The sequence below is a fragment of the Mycobacterium sp. 050272 genome (genome assembly GCF_039023525.1).
In the GTDB taxonomy this organism is placed as follows: domain Bacteria; phylum Actinomycetota; class Actinomycetes; order Mycobacteriales; family Mycobacteriaceae; genus Mycobacterium.
Genome location: NZ_JBCHKV010000009.1, coordinates 120,969 through 139,879 on the forward strand (window position 1 = coordinate 120,969; position 18,911 = coordinate 139,879).

The 18,911-nt window shown below is 64.6% G+C and carries 17 protein-coding genes and 2 tRNA genes; 9 read left to right on the plus strand and 10 right to left on the minus strand.

Annotated features, from left to right (window positions below):
- Positions 1-41 precede the first annotated feature (41 nt).
- A complete protein-coding gene (cwsA, locus tag AAHS21_RS18660) occupies positions 42-479 on the plus strand; it encodes a cell wall synthesis protein CwsA (RefSeq protein ID WP_342929070.1) in 438 nt (145 codons plus the stop codon).
- Positions 480-970: 491 nt separating this feature from the next.
- Here cwsA and AAHS21_RS18665 read toward each other — a convergent pair whose 3' ends face one another.
- The 10 genes from AAHS21_RS18665 to dnaA form a co-directional block, all read right to left on the minus strand.
- Positions 971-1,285: a hypothetical protein gene (locus AAHS21_RS18665; RefSeq protein WP_133160895.1), complete on the minus strand. Its 315-nt coding sequence runs from the start codon at positions 1,283-1,285 to the stop codon at positions 971-973.
- A 274-nt stretch (positions 1,286-1,559) separates the two neighbouring features.
- Positions 1,560-1,632 (minus strand) — tRNA-Ala (locus tag AAHS21_RS18670).
- Positions 1,633-1,768: 136 nt separating this feature from the next.
- A tRNA-Ile gene (locus AAHS21_RS18675) sits at positions 1,769-1,842 on the minus strand.
- Positions 1,843-1,903: 61 nt separating this feature from the next.
- A complete protein-coding gene (locus AAHS21_RS18680) occupies positions 1,904-2,779 on the minus strand; it encodes a DUF3566 domain-containing protein (RefSeq protein ID WP_342929071.1) in 876 nt (291 codons plus the stop codon).
- Between the two features lie 124 nt (positions 2,780-2,903).
- Positions 2,904-5,423 (minus strand): DNA gyrase subunit A, encoded by a 2,520-nt coding sequence (gyrA, locus tag AAHS21_RS18685; protein WP_342929072.1) that lies wholly within the window; start codon positions 5,421-5,423, stop codon positions 2,904-2,906.
- A 41-nt stretch (positions 5,424-5,464) separates the two neighbouring features.
- Positions 5,465-7,498 (minus strand): DNA topoisomerase (ATP-hydrolyzing) subunit B, encoded by a 2,034-nt coding sequence (gene gyrB / locus AAHS21_RS18690; protein WP_342929073.1) that lies wholly within the window; start codon positions 7,496-7,498, stop codon positions 5,465-5,467.
- Positions 7,499-7,764: 266 nt separating this feature from the next.
- Positions 7,765-8,313: a DUF721 family protein gene (locus AAHS21_RS18695; RefSeq protein WP_342929146.1), complete on the minus strand. Its 549-nt coding sequence runs from the start codon at positions 8,311-8,313 to the stop codon at positions 7,765-7,767.
- Between the two features lie 20 nt (positions 8,314-8,333).
- Positions 8,334-9,500: a DNA replication/repair protein RecF gene (recF, locus tag AAHS21_RS18700; protein ID WP_342929074.1), complete on the minus strand. Its 1,167-nt coding sequence runs from the start codon at positions 9,498-9,500 to the stop codon at positions 8,334-8,336.
- Complete coding sequence (gene dnaN / locus AAHS21_RS18705; RefSeq protein WP_342929075.1) at positions 9,501-10,700, minus strand: DNA polymerase III subunit beta; 1,200 nt, start codon at positions 10,698-10,700, stop codon at positions 9,501-9,503.
- Positions 10,701-11,237: 537 nt separating this feature from the next.
- Positions 11,238-12,758 (minus strand): chromosomal replication initiator protein DnaA, encoded by a 1,521-nt coding sequence (gene dnaA / locus AAHS21_RS18710; RefSeq protein ID WP_342929076.1) that lies wholly within the window; start codon positions 12,756-12,758, stop codon positions 11,238-11,240.
- Positions 12,759-13,379: 621 nt separating this feature from the next.
- Here dnaA and rpmH point away from each other — a divergent pair.
- The 8 genes from rpmH (at position 13,380) to AAHS21_RS18750 (ending at position 18,882) form a co-directional block, all read left to right on the plus strand.
- Positions 13,380-13,523: a 50S ribosomal protein L34 gene (rpmH, locus tag AAHS21_RS18715; protein WP_003874369.1), complete on the plus strand. Its 144-nt coding sequence runs from the start codon at positions 13,380-13,382 to the stop codon at positions 13,521-13,523.
- Between the two features lie 23 nt (positions 13,524-13,546).
- Positions 13,547-13,903: a ribonuclease P protein component gene (gene rnpA / locus AAHS21_RS18720; protein ID WP_342929077.1), complete on the plus strand. Its 357-nt coding sequence runs from the start codon at positions 13,547-13,549 to the stop codon at positions 13,901-13,903.
- On the plus strand, positions 13,900-14,262 hold the full coding sequence (yidD, locus tag AAHS21_RS18725; RefSeq protein ID WP_342929078.1) for a membrane protein insertion efficiency factor YidD: 363 nt from the start codon (positions 13,900-13,902) through the stop codon (positions 14,260-14,262). The genes rnpA and yidD overlap by 4 nt, the downstream gene beginning before the upstream one ends.
- Positions 14,243-15,355: a membrane protein insertase YidC gene (gene yidC / locus AAHS21_RS18730; protein ID WP_342929079.1), complete on the plus strand. Its 1,113-nt coding sequence runs from the start codon at positions 14,243-14,245 to the stop codon at positions 15,353-15,355. The genes yidD and yidC overlap by 20 nt, the downstream gene beginning before the upstream one ends.
- An 84-nt stretch (positions 15,356-15,439) precedes the next feature.
- A complete protein-coding gene (locus AAHS21_RS18735; RefSeq protein WP_342929080.1) occupies positions 15,440-16,006 on the plus strand; it encodes a R3H domain-containing nucleic acid-binding protein in 567 nt (188 codons plus the stop codon).
- A gap of 229 nt (positions 16,007-16,235) precedes the next feature.
- The gene (gene rsmG, locus AAHS21_RS18740) at positions 16,236-16,859 is read left to right on the plus strand and encodes a 16S rRNA (guanine(527)-N(7))-methyltransferase RsmG (RefSeq protein WP_342929147.1); all 624 of its coding nucleotides are present in this window, start codon (positions 16,236-16,238) and stop codon (positions 16,857-16,859) included.
- The gene (locus AAHS21_RS18745) at positions 16,754-17,875 is read left to right on the plus strand and encodes a ParA family protein (protein WP_342929081.1); all 1,122 of its coding nucleotides are present in this window, start codon (positions 16,754-16,756) and stop codon (positions 17,873-17,875) included. The genes rsmG and AAHS21_RS18745 overlap by 106 nt, the downstream gene beginning before the upstream one ends.
- Before the next feature lie 23 nt (positions 17,876-17,898).
- The gene (locus AAHS21_RS18750; RefSeq protein ID WP_342929082.1) at positions 17,899-18,882 is read left to right on the plus strand and encodes a ParB/RepB/Spo0J family partition protein; all 984 of its coding nucleotides are present in this window, start codon (positions 17,899-17,901) and stop codon (positions 18,880-18,882) included.
- Positions 18,883-18,911: the final 29 nt, after the last annotated feature.

An 18,911-nucleotide genomic window follows, 5' to 3' on the forward strand; every position in this document is an offset into this window, starting at 1 on the left:
GCAGTCTGTAGGTTCCACGACCCGGCACGGAAAGGCGGCAGATGAACGCGAAGGCGGAATCCCAGCTGACCCCTAGGCAGCGACTGTCCCGGGGCCTGGCTTACTCGGCGATAGGACCGGTGGACGTCGCGCGCGGTGCCGTTGGTTTGGGGGCCCACTCCGTGCAGTCGACGGCATCGGAGCTGCACCGCCGCTACCGCGAGGGCCGGCTGGCTCGCGACATCGCCGCGGCGCAGGAAACCCTCGCCCAGGAGCTGGCCGCCGCGCAGGAGGTGGTTTCGAACCTGCCGCAGGCATTGCAGGACGCACGCAAATCCCAACGCCGGCGGGGCAAGCGGCCGTTGGTGATCGCGGGCGTCGCGGTCGTGGTGCTGGCCGGTGGCGCGGTCGCATTCAGCATCGTGCGGCGCTCAACCCGCCGCGACAACCCCGAGCCGTCGCCGCGGCCGCCCAGTGTGGACGTGCAGCCGCGCCCGTAGGTTGGGCTGGTCGTACCGTCGCTATTCACCGATTGCACTGTCTCCGTTCGCTATCCGTTGCGACGGGCTATCTGGCAAACCGCCGTTGTCAGATTTACCGTTTTGCGCGGGGGTCAATATGAACGGAGTCGTTAATATGTCTCGTCTTCGCATCAAGCTTGTTGTCGCCGCGGTTCTCTCTGTCACCGCCCTGGCTGTTGCCGGATGCGGTTCCACAGTCGCGGGCACCACAGGGCCGAATGCGGCAATGGCGGCCTAGCAAGAGTATTGCCGGCACCGGGCGGCACCGCATCGATGCGGTGCCGCCCGGTGTCGTCTCAAATCCACTGTGCCCCTGCAGAATCGGAGCAGTACTTCTCGGTCGAGCTCACAATTCCCGAGGAGGAACGTTGTGCGCCGATGGAGAATCGCGCGGCGATCCCGCCTATGGCCAGTGGCTAGACCGGGACAACGACGGGATCGCGTGCGAATCGCACTAGGTGACTGGAGCCTTAGTCGTCGATGTGGTTCGGCGGCTGCCCAAGCGGCACCGGCTGTGCCGGGTCAACCGGGTAGCACTCGGGCGGCGGCGTGACGTCCTCGATCACGCCCCGTCCGCCGAACACCGGGTAGCTGGGTGCCTGATGGCACCGCTCGAAGATCCCGTTCGGTCCTATCGGCTTATCGCAGTAAGACTCTCCCGGGATGAGGGTGCCCTGGCAACCCGCTGACGCGGGCGGAGCCATTGCGATGCCAATTCCAATTCCACTGACTGTTAGTGCCGCTCCCAGCGCCGCGGTTCCGGCGACGCGCGCTGATTTCATCATGAGCCGCACGATACAGCTAATACTGTTCGATGACTTAGCCGGACGGGTGTGTTTACCTGGCTGTAGCAAATGAACGATAACCCGGCCGCGCACCGGGACAAGAAGCCAACGTGCATGGGGGAGTCGGCAATTCGATACCGCGTGCAGAATTCCGAGCCCCACCCCGCGACCACAGCAGAGCCCCACCACAGTCGTTCAGCTGCTAGCCGAACGCCATTTCAATTTCTGGTGCCCGCGCGGAATACGACTGCCGGTTGAACACAATTTGAATTTGTGGAGCCTAGGGGAATCGAACCCCTGACACCTGCCTTGCAAAGGCAGTGCTCTACCAACTGAGCTAAGGCCCCTCGCCAATGGGAGTGGGATCAACTGCCACGTGCCAGACCTCGACCCCGCGCCGCGACCACACCACCGCCGACACCAAGGCGATCAGTGCCAGCGGCAATGCAAGTCTCACACAACGTCTTGACGGGCACATGGTTGTGGGCCTAGGAGGACTCGAACCTCCGACCTCTTCGTTATCAGCGAAGCGCTCTAACCGCCTGAGCTATAGGCCCGTACACGCGTACGGCCGAGCGACGAGATTACCGCAATCGTCGCCCCACCCCAAAACCCGCACTAATCCCGGTCCGCCAACGTCACCTCGACGCCCCCGATCAGGTCGGTCGTCAGGTTGTAGACGAATGCACCGATCGTGGCCATCGCCGTCAACAACACGATGTTGACCAATCCGATCAGCACGGCGCCGCCGAAGATCGTCCCGCTCGAGACCAGCTCGCCGCTGCTGCCGCTGGTGTTGTTCAGCAAGTCACCGACGTTGCTGTTGAGCTTGGCCCACACGCCCATGCCGCCGAGCACAAGGTAGAGGAACGCGACGGCGATCATCCACACGAAGAACAGCGCCACCGAAAGCATCAGAGACACCTTCAGGGTGCTCCACGGATCGATCCGACGGATCTGCATGCTGGCCCGGACCGGGCCCCCGCGTCGCCGCGACACCTGAACCAAGCTGTCCCGATTCTCTCGCGATTCCGTACTCGTCGAGCGCCCCGAGCCGGCCGGTTGCGACGACTCCGAGCTGCGCTCCGGCGTGCTGCGCTGCGATCCGCGCGGAACCCCGCCGGACAGGTCCGGCAATTCGCTGGCATACGCCTCGTGGGCCGGCCCGTCACCGCGGTTCGGCGCGTCGAAGTCGTCCCGCCGCGACGGAGGTTGCCCCGCGGCGTTGCCACCGGAGATGAAGCGGTTTACCCGGGCGTCGACACCTGCGGGCGGGCCTTGGGGCCGCGACTCCGTCGCCGGTTCGCCCGGACGATTTCCGGGATTGGCGGCCCGGGCCGCTCCGCGCTGCCACGGCGGGGAATCCCCGCCCTCCTGGGCGCGACCCGCCTGGGCGGGCGTCCCGCGCGTGTGCGCACCGGCGCGCTCGCCCGAAACGTCCCCGTTTTGGCTGTCGCCCTTCTTGGGGGCACCCGGCTCGCTCGGTGAGGTCACCGGAACTCCTTACCTCCGCTGCCTGGGCCGCCCGGTCGGTGGCCCCAGCATTGTCTCTGGTCGGGCTGAGTCTAATTGCCCGTGCCCGGCGGCAGTCCTTTGGCAGGCGACTGCCGGACCCGAACTAGCTCTCCGACTCCCCGGCGCCGTCGACTTCCTCGATGTCGTCGTCCGCGCTTTCCTCGGCGTTGCGGGCGATGGCCAACAGGGTGTTGTCCTCACCCAGGTTCATCAACCGCACGCCCTTGGTCTGGCGTCCGGCCTTGCGGACCTGGCGCGCCGTGGTGCGGATGACACCGCCGCCCGAAGTGATCGCGTACAGCTCGCTGTCGTCGTCGACGATCAACGCCCCCACCAGCCTGCCACGCCGGACGTCGTATTGGACCGTCAGGACTCCCTTGCCGCCACGGCCCTGCACCGGGTACTCCTCGATCGCGGTGCGCTTGGCGTAACCCCCGGACGTGGCGACCAGCAGATAGGTGTCCTCGCGAATCACGTTGAGCGACAGCAGATGGTCGTCCTCATTGAAGCGCATGCCCTGCACCCCGGAGGTGGCGCGACCCATCGGCCGCAGCGCCTCGTCGGTCGCCGAGAAGCGGATCGACTGACCCAGCGCCGAGACCAGCAGCAGGTCTTCCTCGGCCGAGCACAGGACGGCGCCGACGAGTTCGTCGCCGTCGCGCAGGTTGACGGCGACGATGCCACCCGACCGGTTGGAGTCGAAGTCGGTCAGCTTGGATTTTTTGACCAACCCGTTACGGGTGGCCAGCACCAGGTACGGCGCATCCTCGTAGCTGCGGATCTGGATGACCTGCGCGATGCGCTCCTCGGGCTGGAAGGCCAGCAGGTTGGCGACGTGCTGACCGCGCGCGGTTCGCGACGCCTCGGGCAGCTCGTAGGCCTTGGCCCGGTACACCCGCCCCTGGGTGGTGAAGAACAGGATCCAGTCGTGCGTCGACGACACGAAGAAGTGCGCGACGATGTCGTCCTGCTTGAGCCCGGCACCCTGTACACCCTTGCCGCCGCGCTTCTGGCTGCGGTACAGGTCGGTCTTGGTGCGCTTGGCATAGCCGGTCTCGGTGATGGTCACGACGACGTCCTCGCGGGCGATCAGGTCCTCGTCGTTGACGTCGCCGTCGGCCGCCACGATCCGGGTGCGACGGTCGTCGCCGTGCTTGTCGACGATCTCGGCGAGCTCGTCGCGCACGATCGCGCGCTGGCGCTCCGGCTTGGCCAGGATGTCCTCCAGGTCGGCGATCTCGGCCTCGATCTTGGCCAAGTCGTCGACGATGCGCTGGCGCTCCAGGGCAGCCAGGCGCCGCAGCTGCATGTCAAGGATCGCCTGGGCCTGGATCTCGTCGATGTCCAGCAGCTCGATCAGGCCGGCCCGCGCGATGTCGACGGTCTCCGACGCGCGGATCAGCGCGATGACTTCGTCCAGTGCGTCAAGGGCTTTGACCAGACCGCGCAAGATGTGCGCGCGCTCATTGGCTTTGCGCAGCCGGTAAGTGGTGCGCCGGATGATGACGTCGAGTTGGTGGGCGACGTAGTAGCGGATCATCTGGTCGAGCCGCAGCGTGCGCGGTACCCCGTCGACGATCGACAACATGTTCGCGCCGAAGCTGGTCTGCAGCTGGGTGTGCTTGTAGAGGTTGTTCAGCACCACCTTGGCCACGGCGTCGCGTTTGATTTCGACGACGATGCGCAGTCCGACGCGGTCACTGGACTGATCCTCGATGTTGGAGATGCCGGCCAGCTTGCCGTCGCGCACCTGCTCGGCGATCGAGGTGATGAAGTTGTCGTGGTTGACCTGATACGGCAGCTCGGTGATCACCAGCGAGGTACGGCCGCGTGAATCCTCTTCCACCTCAACGACTCCGCGCATCCGGATGGACCCGCGGCCGGTGGTGTAGGCGTCGTGGATGCCTTGAGATCCGACGATCAGACCGTGGGTCGGGAAGTCCGGGCCCTTGACCCGTTCGCAGACCGCACTGAGGGTCGCCTCTTCGTCGGCCTCGTGGTTGTCCAGGCACCAGTAGACGGCTTCGGCCAACTCGCGCAGGTTGTGCGGCGGGATGTTGGTCGCCATACCGACCGCGATGCCACCGGAGCCGTTGGCCAGCAGGTTGGGGAACCGGCTGGGCAGCACGGTCGGCTCCTGCACCCGGCCGTCGTAGTTGGGAATGAAATCGACTGTCTCCTCGTCGATTTCGCGCAACATCTCCATCGCGAGAGGCGTCAGGCGCGCCTCGGTGTACCGCATGGCGGCCGGCGGATCGTTGCCCGGTGAACCGAAGTTGCCCTGGCCGTCCACCAGGGGGTAGCGCAGCGACCACGGCTGCGCCATCCGCACCAAGGTGTCGTAGATCGACGAGTCGCCGTGCGGATGATAGTTACCCATCGTCTCGGCCACCGACCGCGCCGACTTGGCGTGGCCGCGGTCGGGCCGGAAGCCCGAGTCGTACATCGCATACAGCACCCGGCGATGCACCGGCTTGAGGCCGTCGCGGACCTCGGGCAGCGCGCGGCCCACGATCACGCTCATCGCGTAATCGATGTAGCTGCGCTGCATCTCCTGCTGAATGTCAACCGGTTCGATCCGGTCCAGGGAGTCGTCCCCCGGTGGCAGCGTGGTGTCAGTCATGTAGTCCTCGTCGGTAGGTCAACGGTGGCGCGTCTGATCGCTCAGACGTCTAGGAAGCGAACGTCTTTGGCGTTGCGGGTGATGAAGCTGCGGCGTGCGTCGACGTCCTCGCCCATCAGGATGGAGAACAGCTCGTCGGCGGCGGCGGCATCGTCGAGAGTGATCTGGCGCAGCACCCGCACCGTCGGGTCCATCGTGGTTTCCCACAACTCCTTGGCGTCCATCTCACCCAGACCCTTGTAGCGCTGGATGCCGTCGTCCTTGTTGATCTTCTTACCGGCCTTCTGCCCGGCCTCGAGCAGGCCGTCACGCTCGCGGTCGGAGTAGGCGAACTCCGGCTCGCTGCGCTGCCACTTCAGCTTGTACAACGGCGGCTGCGCCAAAAACACGTGCCCGTGCTCGATCAGCGGCCGCATGAACCGGAACAACAGCGTCAGCAACAACGTCGAAATGTGTTGTCCGTCCACGTCGGCATCGGCCATCAGCACGATCTTGTGGTAGCGCAGTTTGGTGATGTCGAACTCGTCGTGGATGCCGGTGCCCAGCGCGGTGATGATCGCCTGGACTTCGGTGTTCTTCAACACCCGATCGATGCGTGCCTTTTCGACATTGATGATCTTGCCGCGCAACGGCAGGATCGCCTGAAACATCGAGTCGCGCCCGGATTTCGCCGAACCGCCCGCTGAATCACCCTCCACCACATACAGTTCCGACTTGCGCGGATCCGTCGAGCGGCAATCAGCCAGCTTACCGGGCAACCCACCCAGATCAGTAGCACTCTTACGGCGCACCAACTCGCGCGCCTTACGCGCCGCGATACGGGCTTGCGCCGACGAAACCGCCTTATTCACAACGGTTTTCGCCTCCGACGGGTTGGCTTCGAACCAGTGCGTGAGTTGTTCGTTGCAGACCCGCTGCACGAACGACTTCACCTCGGTGTTGCCGAGCTTGGTTTTGGTCTGGCCCTCGAACTGCGGCTCACTGACCTTCACCGAGATCACCGCGGCCAGGCCCTCGCGGATGTCGTCCCCGGTGAGGTTGGCGTCCTTTTCCTTCAGCAGCTTCTTGTCTTTGGCGTACTTGTTGACCACCGACGTCAGCGCACTGCGGAAACCCTCCTCATGCGTGCCGCCCTCGTGGGTATTGATCGTATTGGCAAAGGTGTGCACCGACTCCGAATAGCCGCCATTCCATTGCATGGCGATCTCGACCTCGTGGCCGGGACCCTTGCCGTCGAAATCGATGACGCTCTGCTGGATCGGGCTCTTGGTGCGGTTGATGTGCTTGACGAAATCGACGAGGCCGCCGGGGTAGTGGAACGTCCGGTGTTTGACCTTGTGCGGGGCAGTGGACTCGGCGGCTTTTTCCTCGGCGGACTTGGGTGCGTCGGCGGTGTCGCTGACGACGTCGTCGACGACCTCTTCCCGGGTCACGCGCTCGTCGGTGAGGTTGATCGTCAATCCCTTGTTGAGGAATGCCATTTCCTGCAGCCGCCGCGCCACCGTCTCGAAGTCGTAGTCGGTGGTTTCGAAGATGTCGGGGTCGGCCCAGAACCTGATCGTGGTTCCGGTCTTCTTGGTGGCCTCGCCCTGTTTGAGGGTTCCGGGTACCGCGCGCTCGTAGTACTGCGACCACTCGTGGCCGTCGCGGGAGATCTCGACCTCGAGCCGCGTCGACAGTGCGTTGACCACTGACACACCGACGCCGTGCAAACCGCCACTGACGTTGTAACCGCTGTTCTCGCCACCGAACTTGCCGCCGGCGTGCAGTTGTGTCATCACGACGTCGACGGTCGGCGCACCGGTGGCGTGCATGGCGACGGGAATTCCGCGGCCGTTGTCGGCGACCTCGACGCTGCCATCATCAAGGATGCGCACGTCGACCTGGTTGGCGTAGCCGGCCATCGCCTCGTCGACGGAGTTGTCAACGACCTCCCAGATCAGGTGGTGCAGACCTCGTTCGCCGGTGGACCCGATGTACATGCCGGGGCGTTTACGGACCGCCTCCAGCCCTTCGAGCACGGTGATCGCTGACGCGCCGTATTCGTCTTGCGCCTTCTTCTTCTGGGCAGCCACGGTCGGAATGCTCTCCTCGGGGTTTCATGCGGGCGGTTCCAGTCACCGCAGCAGTCGCATCCGTCCACTCTACCGTGATCGGGGGTCTGGACCGATTTTCTGGGCGCGTTTCTACCTATCTGGACGCGCCGTGCGCTCAATTTCTTTATTAACGCCGCGTCCGGACGTGCGCAGCGGGGGTCCGTTTCGTTCTCGCGGATCTGAGAGGGCTAACCTTTACGCCTTGTTGACGCATGTCGCCGGCGTCAGTGCGCCCCGTGATTGTGTCAGCCGTAGGTATCACGCGGGCCGCGCCCGGAGATGTGTCGGGGCCCCTTGCGCCAGGACGGAGCCGCGGGACCCGTGATCTTCAGCGATGTGACCACACCGTTGCCCACCGCCGCGGCGATCTTGGCCAGCAACTGTGACTGGATCATCCGCAATTGGGTGGCCCAGGCGGTGGATTCGGCCGTCACGCTGAGCACGCCCTCACTGAGCGCGGTCGGTGTCGCGTGATCCGCGATCTGATGGCCCACGACCGACGCCCAGTGACCGAGCACCGTGCCTTCAGCGACCCGCCCCGACCAGCCGCGCTTCTTCGCGATATCGCGAACTACCCTTCCCATCGGTTGCGGATCCCGAACATCAGGTCCCGGACCCGACCAGCTCCGCCGCTGCCCGCCGGCCCGGCGCGGAACCGCATTGCTGGCGCGGCCGCGCCCGGCGTCCTTGCCCTGCGCGCGCGCCGCCGCGCGGGCTTCTTCCAGAGTGCGCCGCACCAAGTCGATACCGCTGAGACCGCTCGATGACTCCGGCAGTTCTCCGGCGGGTGACACCTCGTCCGATTCGTCGTCGATCACGGTTGCATCACCGAAACCCGGCCGCTGTCATCGTCTTGCAAGTCGATGTGCACCCGCCTAGCGTCCCAGCCTGCCGGGATATCTTCCAGTACCGCCGCGGTGACCAACACTTGTTCGGCCGATTCCGCTACCGCGGCCAGGGCGCGCCGGCGTGCCGCGTCGAGCTCGGCGAACACATCGTCGAGCAACAGCACCGGCTCGCTGCCGTCGGCGCGGAGTAACTCGTAAGCGGCCAGCCGCAGCGCGATCGCAAAAGACCACGATTCACCATGGCTGGCAAAGCCTTTCGCTGGTTGATCGCCAAGGCGAAGCTCCAAGTCGTCTCGATGCGGGCCCACCAGGCACACGCCGCGTTCCAGTTCGGCGTTGCGGCGGGCCGCCAATGCGGCCAGCAGCGCAGCTTCCAGGAAATCGCGGTCGGGGCCCGTTGTTTCCTGCGCGCCGTCAACACTCAAACCGTCGATGCTTCTTCGGTAATTGATGCCCGCGGGCCGCGATCCCGGCGCGAGCAGCTGGTAGGCCTTCTCCACCTCCGGGGCCAGCTGATTCACCAGATCGATACGCGCGGCCATCAATTCGGCTCCGTGCTCGGCCAATCGGCTGTCCCACACGTCGAGTGTTTCCAGCGCGCTGGTGTCACCGCGATGCCGGGACCCGGCCAGGGACTTCAACAGTGCGGTGCGTTGGCGCAACACCTTGTCGTAATCCGCGCGCAGCGCGGCGACCGCCGGGCGCCGCACTGTCGCCAGATCGTCGAGATAGCGACGTCGGTCCGCGGGATCACCCCGGACCAACGACAAGTCTTCGGGAGCAAACAACACCGCGCGCAATACCCCGACCACCTCGCGGGTACTGCGCACCGGCGAGCGGTTCAACCGAGCCTTGTTCGCTCGTCCCGCAGCAATCTCCAAATCGATCGCGCATTCCCGGCCCTCGCTGACCACAATCGTCGAAACCACCGCCCGATCGGCGCCTGCCCGGATCAACGGCGCATCAGTGCCAACCCGATGTGAGCCCAAAGTGGTCGAATACCACAGTGCCTCAACCAAATTCGTCTTCCCGAAACCGTTGGGACCGACGAACACCGTCCGGCCCGGTTCGAGCTCGAGGTCGGCTTGTGCCCAGGACCGAAAATTACGCAGCCCTAAATGCCGGACGTACACCTATCCGGGCAACCGAACTGGCATCAGCAGGTAGACGTAATCCGTCGGCAACGCGGAGAACGGACCGGTGCCCGTTGGGTGGCTGTCCTCGTCGAATGCCGGACGCAGCAACGCCGGCTTGCCCGGGGTAGTGAAGCCAAACGACACCCGGTCGGCCTTCACCGAGCTGAGCCCGTCGGTCAGGTAGGTCGGATTGAAGGCGATCGTCAACGGTTCGCCGGAGAAATCGACCGCGAGTTCTTCCTCGGCGCGACCGACATCGTCGGCGCCGGCCGAAAGTCGCAACAGCCCCTCGGCGAATTCCATGCGCACCTGTGCACCCCGGTCTGCCACCAACGCAACCAGCTTGATGGCCTCGGTCAGCTCGGCGACGTTGATCGTCGCGACCGCGGTGTGCTCGGCCGGCAGCAGCTGACGAAACTTCGGGAACTCCGCATCCAGCAGTCGCGTGGTGCTGCGCTTGCCATTGCCGCTGATCCCCAGCAGCCCCTCTTTGCCGACCCCGCTGCCCGCACCCAATGACAGCCGAACATCGGAACCGTCCGTTCCTGTTTTCGCGGCCTCGGCCAGCGTCTTCGCCGGCACCAATACGGCCGCCTCGATGTCGGGTGACAACGCCGACCACGTCAGCTCGCGAACCGCCAGACGGAACCGGTCGGTCGCGGCCAAAACCACCGTCTCACCCGAGATCTCGACCCGTATCCCGGTCAGCATCGGCAACGTGTCATCCCGGCCGGCGGCGATCGCGACCTGGCTGATCGCCTCGGCGAACAAATCCGACGGCAAGCTTCCGGTCTCTTCGGGCAGCGTTGGCAGCGTCGGGTAATCCTCGACCGCCATCGTCGGCAACGAGAACTTCGCGCTGCCGCACGTCAACGCGACACGACTGCCGTCGACGTAGAAGTCGATCGGCTTATCCGGCAACGCCCTGGTGATGTCGGATAACAGCCGTCCCGACACCAAAACGCTTCCCGGAGAAGCGATTTCGGCCGGGATCTGTGCTTCGGCGGACACTTCGTAGTCGAATCCCGAGATCGTCAAGCCCTCGTCCGAACCGGTGAGTAACACGCCGGAAAGAACCGGAACCGCCGGCCGGCTCGGCAGATTCTTCGCAACCCACGACACCGCGTCGGCGAAAGATTCTCGGACCAGGCGAAACTTCAGATCGGTGAGACCAGCACTTGTCGTCGCCACGTCCATAGCGTCCCTTCACCTACCCAAAGTTCAAAATCCGGTAGCCAGCTTCTCGTCCCGCCGGCTTGGGCCCCGCGACGAACAGCCGAGGCGAGTTACCCGCCACGACGTCCGCAACGGGAGTCGAATCACAACCGTAGAGCTTCTGCGCCCATCTTGAAAGCTAATCGTTAAGGCCGACAAGCCGAGTCGACGAGAGGTCCGCGAGCGCTGTGCAGCGACGCGTCCCCAAAGCTGTTCTTCAAAGAAGAAACAACGGATAGATCTCAGTACCAGTATTAAGGCCTGTGCAATCTGGGGACAGGTCCGGCCCCGCGCAGCTAGCGGGTCGATCGGCTTGTGGATGACGGCGTGGGTAACTGTGCAGTCGTTGTTGGGCGACTGGGGACGGGGCAGCGGTGTGCACGTCGCAGCCGATTGCTGCACTGTTGTTTGGGACGTTTGTACACAACGCTGCGCACATCGCTGCGCTGTGACTGGAGTTACGGACGGGTGGCAAGTTTTTTGAAAAAGTTTGGCGCGTGGTGGCCGAAACCGCAGAAATCAGCGCTTGGAGCGCTGCCGGATCCGAGTGGTGAGTTCTTTGACGTGATCGAACACCTCACGCCGCTCGGCCATTTCGGACAAGATCTTTCGCTGTGCGTACATGACCGTGGTGTGGTCGCGGCCGAACGCTTGGCCGATCTTGGGTAATGACAGATCGGTGAGCTCGCGGCACAGATACATCGCGATCTGCCGCGACTGAGCCAGGGCTCGGGTCTTGCCGGGACCGCGTAATTCCTCGACGGTGGTGTCGAAGTATTCGGCGGTGGCGGCCATGATGGTCGCCGCACTGATTTGCATCGTGCTGGCATCGGCGATCAGGTCGCGCAGCACGATCTCGGCCAAAGACTTGTCGATGGGCGTCTTATTCAGCGAGGCGAACGCGGTCACCCGGATCAGGGCTCCCTCGAGCTCGCGAATGTTGCGCTCGATGCTGCTGGCGATGAGCTCGAGGACATCGTCGGGGACCGCAAGCCGTTCCATCTGGGCCTTCTTGCGCAGAATCGCGATGCGGGTTTCCAGTTCCGGTGGCTGGACGTCGGTGATCAGACCCCACTCGAAACGGGTTCGCAGCCGGTCTTCGAGAGTGGCGAGTTGTTTGGGCGGCCGGTCCGACGAGATGACGATCTGCTTGTTGGCGTTGTGCAACGTGTTGAAGGTGTGGAAGAACTCCTCCTGGATACCTTCCTTGCCCTCGATGAATTGAATGTCATCCACCAGCAGTACGTCGACGTCGCGGTAACTGCGCTTGAATGCGACCTTGCGATCGTCGCGAAGCGAGTTGATGAAGTCGTTGGTGAATTCCTCGGTCGACACGTACTTCACGCGCATGCCGGGGAACAATCGCTGCGCGTAATTGCCTGCGGCATGCAACAAGTGGGTCTTGCCGAGGCCGGACTCGCCCCAGATGAACAACGGGTTGTAGGCACGCGCCGGCGCTTCGGCGATGGCCAGGGCCGCGGCATGGGCGAAGCGATTGGAGGCGCCGATGACGAAAGTCTCGAAGGTGTAGCGCCGGTTGAGACTGGTCCCACCGGCGGCCGCGGCGGAGTCGGTGCTGTGTGGACGTTCGGCGAAATAGTTGGGCCAGCTCTGTTCGACGCCGATCGCTTCGCCGTTTTCATCGGCCTCGTCGGCGTCACTTGACGTTTCTAGACCAATGTCGTCGGCGAAGGTGTCACCGGGCGGAAGGGCCGCGTCGTCGGCGTCGTCGGAAGGCGGAGCGATTCGTACCCCGAGTTGTATCTGCTGCCCGAGCCGGCGGCTGAGCGCGTCGGTGATCGGGGTGCGCAGATGCCGTTCGATTTCGTTTTGCACGAAACTGCTCGGCACCGACAGCAGGGCGAACCCCTCGACGATGGTCAGCGGCTGAACAAGATTCAGCCACGCGCGCTGCTGCGGAGTGAGCGGAGTGACAAGAGTCGCGCGATTGCCCACACCGTCTGTATCGGAATCGCCGTTGAGTTCAGAGACGACCGCGTTCCACACTGCCGTGAAACCAGAACCGGAGTCATCGGTCAACGACGCATCTCCCTGGTTCTAGAACGTCCCGGGTCGAGCTACAACCACGCTTGGCGACAAAGCAACTGTCCACATAGTTATACACAGGTGTGGACAGGATAGGCGTACACGGGCCGCAACCCACCGGCGACGGCTCGCGATCCGCGGGCTGAGACAACCCAGGTCAGGTCGTCGGCACAGCGAGTAGATCCGCCATCATGCTTCGTTGTCGAGCGCCGTCCCAACTCTGAAACAGCATTGCCCGAAGCTAACAGTTTTCCGTGCGGCTGCCAACAGTTCTGTTGCATTCCAGTCGCGTTCTTTAGAGTTCATCGGGGCGTGCTGCGGCTTGTCGATGATGTCGTGCCGATCGCCTGCGACGGCAGCCAAAATTTCAACTCGGGTGGTAGCGGGTTCGTTGGGGCAGGCCAGGTTTGACCCAGGCAACGCTCGTCAGTACCCTCATACAGTCGCCCGAAAGTCGGCGATACGGCTGCGACCGGGAAGTAATTGCCCGGGGACCGCGCCGGCCAGCAGCAAGAACCACTTTTCGACCGAGTCACGACGCAATCTAGCTGAGCTGAATGTGACCGGCCGGACGGCGGGGACAAGCTTCTAGCGAAACAGAACGAGGAGAACGCCGTGGCCAAGGGCAAGCGGACTTTCCAGCCGAACAACCGGCGCCGTGCTCGTGTGCACGGTTTCCGCTTGCGGATGCGCACAAGGGCCGGACGCGCCATCGTGTCCGGCCGGCGCCGCAAGGGTCGCCGCGCGCTATCTGCCTGATCTGACCGACAGGCGTGTTGGCGGTGCTTCCCGCGCGCAACCGCATGACGCGGTCACGGGAATTCGACGCGACAGTGAAGAAGGGGATGCGCACCGCGCAGCCCGATCTCGTCGTCCACGTGCGCCGGGATGACGATGACCAACCGGGTCCACGCGTGGGGCTGATCGTCGCGAAGTCAGTCGGCTCGGCCGTCGACCGCCATCGGGTTTCACGCCGGCTCCGCCACGCCGTCCGGGGTATGTTGCCCGATCTTCATCGACACGACCAAGTGGTTATCCGGGCGCTGCCGAGTAGTCGGCAGGTGTCGTCAGCCAGGTTGGAGCAGGAGCTGCGCAAGGGTCTGCGGCGCGCGTTCGAACGTGCGGAGACTGACCGGTGACCGTCACGGCGCCGGTGCGCTCGGGACTGGGCAGCGCGAGCCGGACCGTGGTCCGCGGCCTGGTTTTCCTGATCCAGCTGTACCGGCATATGGTCTCGCCGCTGCGACCGGCGACATGTCGCTTCATGCCGACCTGTAGTCAATACGCGGTGGACGCCCTCACCGAATACGGGTTGTTTCGCGGCAGTTGGCTGGCGGCGGTCAGGCTCGCCAAGTGCGGACCGTGGCATCGGGGAGGATGGGACCCGATACCGGAACGCGCCTCAGTAGAGCGCGGCTGCCGGGTGGACTTTGCAGACACCAGCGCCGTCGGGGACGTCCCGGCGGCGCGAGGGGAGAGTGAATCTTTTGTCGTTTGATCTGTTTAGCCTCGACTTCGTCTACTACCCGGTGTCGTGGATCATGTGGGTTTGGTACAAGCTGTTCGCGGCATTGCTCGGGCCCTCGAACTTTTTCGCATGGGCCCTGTCGGTGATGTTCCTTGTCTTCACATTGCGGGCGCTGCTCTACAAGCCGTTCGTGCGCCAGATCCGCACCACCCGCCAGATGCAAGAACTGCAGCCACAGATCAAGGCACTGCAGAAGAAGTACGGCAAGGATCGGCAGCGGATGGCGCTCGAGATGCAGAAGCTGCAACGCGAGCACGGGTTCAACCCGATTCTCGGCTGCTTGCCGATGCTCGCTCAGATCCCGGTGTTTCTTGGCCTGTATCACGTGTTGCGTTCCTTCAATCGCACGACGGGCGGCTTCGGCCAGCCACAGATGTCGGTCATCCAGAACCGATTGACGGGCAACTACGTGTTCAGCCCGACCGACGTCGGGCATTTCCTGGACGCGAATCTGTTCGGTGCGCCGATCGGGGCGTCGATGACGCAGCGCACCGGGTTGGACGCCTTCATCGACTTCAGCCGACCCGCCGTCATCCTGGTCGGTGCGCCGGTGATGTTGCTGGCCGGCGTCGCCACGTATTTCAACAGCCGCGCATCGATTGCCCGCCAAAGCGCGGAAGCGGCCGCGAATCCGCAGACCGCGATGATGAACAAGCTCGCGCTGTACGTCTTCCCCCTCGGTGTCGTCGTCGGCGGCCCATTCCTTCCACTGGCGATCATCCTGTACTGGTTCTCCAACAACATCTGGACGTTCGGACAGCAGCACTACGTCTTCAACATGATTGAGAAAGAGGACGAGGCCAAGAAGCAAGAGGTGCTGGAACGCCGGGCGGCCAATGCACCGCTGCCCGGAGCCAAACCGAAGCGCAAGACCTCGCCGGGCGGGAACGGCGCGTCGACGGTTGACGACGACGGTGCTACGAAGGCAGACGCGAGGCCCGACGTGTCCGACGGAAAGACAACCGACGCCGCACCTGACAAACCGGAGACCACCGGCAGCACGGACGGTCCGGCCAACCGCACGCCCCGACCAGGGGCACGACCGAAACGGCGGAAGCGCTGACGAATAGCGCCACAGCTTTACCGGGCCGTCTCCGGAGAGTGACCCGAATGAGACAGGGACGGACCCATGGATGAGGGAGAGAAAATGACGGACGCTGACACCACCGAACGCGAGTTGGACACGCAAGTGGCGGTTGACGACGAGGAGTCGACGGCGGCGGAGACCGGTGCCGACGAGGGCGATGACCTGGAGGAGCGGTTGGTCGCCGAGGGCGAGATCGCCGGCGACTACTTAGAAGAGCTGTTGGATCTGCTGGATTTCGACGGCGATATCGACCTGGATGTCGAGGGCAACCGCGCGGTCGTCAGCATCGACGGCAGCGACGACCTGAACAAGTTGGTCGGTCGTGGCGGGGAAGTGCTCGATGCACTCCAGGAGCTGACCCGACTCGCGGTTCACCAGAAGACCGGCGTGCGCAGCCGGCTGATGCTCGACGTCGCGAGTTGGCGCCGGCGACGCCGCGAAGAGTTGGCAGCGCTGGGCGACAAAGTCGCGCGCCGCGTGCTGGAGAGCGGCGAACGCGAAGAACTCAAGCCGATGACCCCGTTCGAGCGAAAGATCGTCCACGACGCCGTCGCGGCGGTGGCGGGCGTCCACAGCGAGAGCGAAGGCGTGGAGCCGAGCCGCCGCGTCGTTGTCCTGCACGACTAGTCGGGACCGGGTTACAGCGGTGTAGTTCACCCGCGCGCATGGTGCTGTAGGTCCGAAGACCGGAGGAATGTTTCACGTGAAACATGTCGGCGGATCTGATCGGGCAGTGGCACCGGCGGGGGAGTCCGTGGAGTCGGACTCGCCGTCCCAGGCACCGACCGGGTTGATCGCTGCCGGACCGGGCCAGCCACCGGCCGCTGCGGCCGAGATCTTCGGGCCCCGCCTCGACATGGCTCAGGCGTATGCAGAGATCCTCGCGACGAGCGGTGTCGAACGCGGCTTGCTGGGTCCTCGCGAGGTAAACCGTGTCTGGGACCGCCACCTATTGAATAGTGCGGCCGTCGCCGAACTGCTCGAGGACGGTGAGCGGATCGTCGACATCGGCAGCGGAGCGGGATTGCCGGGCATACCGTTGGCGATCGCGCGGCCCGATCTGGAGATCGCGCTGCTGGAACCACTCCTGCGCCGCAGCGAGTTTCTCAAAGAGGTCGTTGCCGAACTAGGGTTAACCGTCGAAGTGGTGCGCGGCCGGGCCGAAGAGCCAGGGATACGTAAGCGTTTCGGCGAGCGCGATGCGGCGGTCTCACGGGCAGTCGCGGCGTTGGACAAGTTGACGAAGTGGAGCATGCCGTTGCTACGGCCGGGCGGACGCATGATTGCGATCAAAGGGGAGCGCGCTCCCGACGAAGTCGAGGAACACCGGCGTGGGATGGCCGCGCTGGAGGCAGTTGATGTCAGGGTGGTGACATGTGGCGCGAGCTATTTGCGTCCGCCCGCAACCGTCGTGGTAGCGCAGCGCGCAACGCGGTCGCGACGCGGGTCGGCACCAAGGGCGGACAGGAGAAAGCGATGAGCTCGCCCCAGGATCGGTCCGCAGGCACGGGTCCGAGCGTCGAGCACCCGCAGCGGGCGCCGGCGCCGTTGGCCCCGCCACTCGCTCCGGACGAGACGGCACCCCTCGCGGACGAATCGCGGACCGACACCACGGCGGATGTTTCACGTGAAACATCGAACGAATTCGACACCCCAATCGGCGCCGCGGCGGAACGCGCCATGCGGGTGCTGCACACGACCTACCCACCGCTGCCCCGGCCGGCACATCGCCGGGTGTTCACCGTCGCCAACCAGAAGGGCGGCGTCGGTAAGACAACGACCGCCGTCAATCTCGCCGCTGCGCTCGCGCTGCAAGGACTCAAAACGCTCGTCATCGACCTCGATCCGCAAGGCAATGCGAGCACGGCACTGGGCATCACGGACCGCCAATCGGGCACACCGTCGTCCTACGAAGTGCTTCTCGGTGAGGAGACGATCGAGACCGCGCTGCGCCGTAGCCCGCACAGCGACCGACTCTTCTGCGTTCCGTCGACCATCGATCTGGCGGGTGCCGAGATCGAATTAGTGAGCATGGTCGCGCGCGAGAACCGATTGCGTAACGCTTTGGCGGAGCTGGACCACTTCGACTTCGACTACGTCTTCGTGGACTGCCCGCCGTCGCTGGGACTGCTCACGATCAACGCACTCGTCGCGGCTCCCGAGGTGATGATCCCGATTCAATGCGAGTACTACGCCTTGGAAGGGGTGTCGCAGCTGATGCGAAACATCGAGATGGTGAAGGCGCATCTCAACCCGCAACTGGATGTGACGACGGTGATTCTGACCATGTACGACGGCCGGACCAAGCTCGCTGATCAGGTGGCGGAGGAGGTGCGCCGCTACTTCGGCAACAAGGTGCTGCGCACCGTCATCCCACGCAGCGTCAAGGTTTCGGAGGCGCCCGGCTACAGCATGACGATCATCGACTACGACCCCGGATCCCGCGGGGCGATGAGCTATCTCGACGCGAGCCGCGAACTCGCACAGCGCGACTAACCATCATTCGTGAAGGGACGACAATGACGAGTGCGGGCAAAAAGAAGGGCGGGCTCGGCCGAGGTCTCGCTGCCCTGATTCCCACCGGACCCGCCGAAGCCGACGGCGGACCCGCGACACTGGGTCCGAGGATGGGCGACGCCGCAGCCGATGTGCTGATCGGTGGGCCGGCACCAATCGCTAACGAGATAGGCGCGGTGTATCGCGAGATCTCGCCGGCCGATATCGAGCCCAACCCCAAGCAGCCCAGGCAGGTGTTCGACGACGAGGCCCTGGCCGAACTGGTGCACTCAATCCGCGAGTTCGGCCTTTTGCAGCCGATCGTGGTGCGCGCGGTCACCCCAGCACCCGGCGGCGCACGGTACCAGATTGTGATGGGGGAGCGGCGCTGGCGGGCGGCCCAGGAGGCGCAGCTGGCGACCCTTCCCGCCATCGTGCGAGAGACCACCGACGACAACCTGTTGCGCGACGCTCTCCTCGAGAACATCCACCGGGCACAGCTGAACCCGTTGGAAGAAGCCGCCGCATACCAGCAGCTGCTCGATGAGTTCGACGTCACCCATGACGAACTGGCCTCGCGGATCGGACGGTCGCGGCCGTTGATCACCAATATGATCCGGCTGCTCAAACTGCCGATCGCCGTGCAACGCCGAGTGGCCGCCGGAGTACTGTCCGCCGGCCACGCCCGCGCGCTGCTGTCGCTGGAAGCCGGGCCTGAAGCGCAGGAGGAGCTGGCGAGCCGGATCGTCGCCGAGGGTCTGTCGGTGCGCGCCACCGAGGAGGCCGTGACATTGGCCAACCGTGGTGATGCGGCGGCCCCGGCGGCGCCGCGCCGCAAGCCGATCCAGATGCCCGGTCTGCAAGACGTTGCCGAGCGGCTGTCGAACGCCTTCGACACCCGGGTCACCGTCAGCCTGGGCAAGCGCAAGGGCAGGATCGTGGTGGAGTTCGCCTCGGTCGAGGATTTACAGCGGATTATCGACACCATGACCCCGCCCAAGGCATGACCCGTTACACGGTGTAATTACGTCACTGT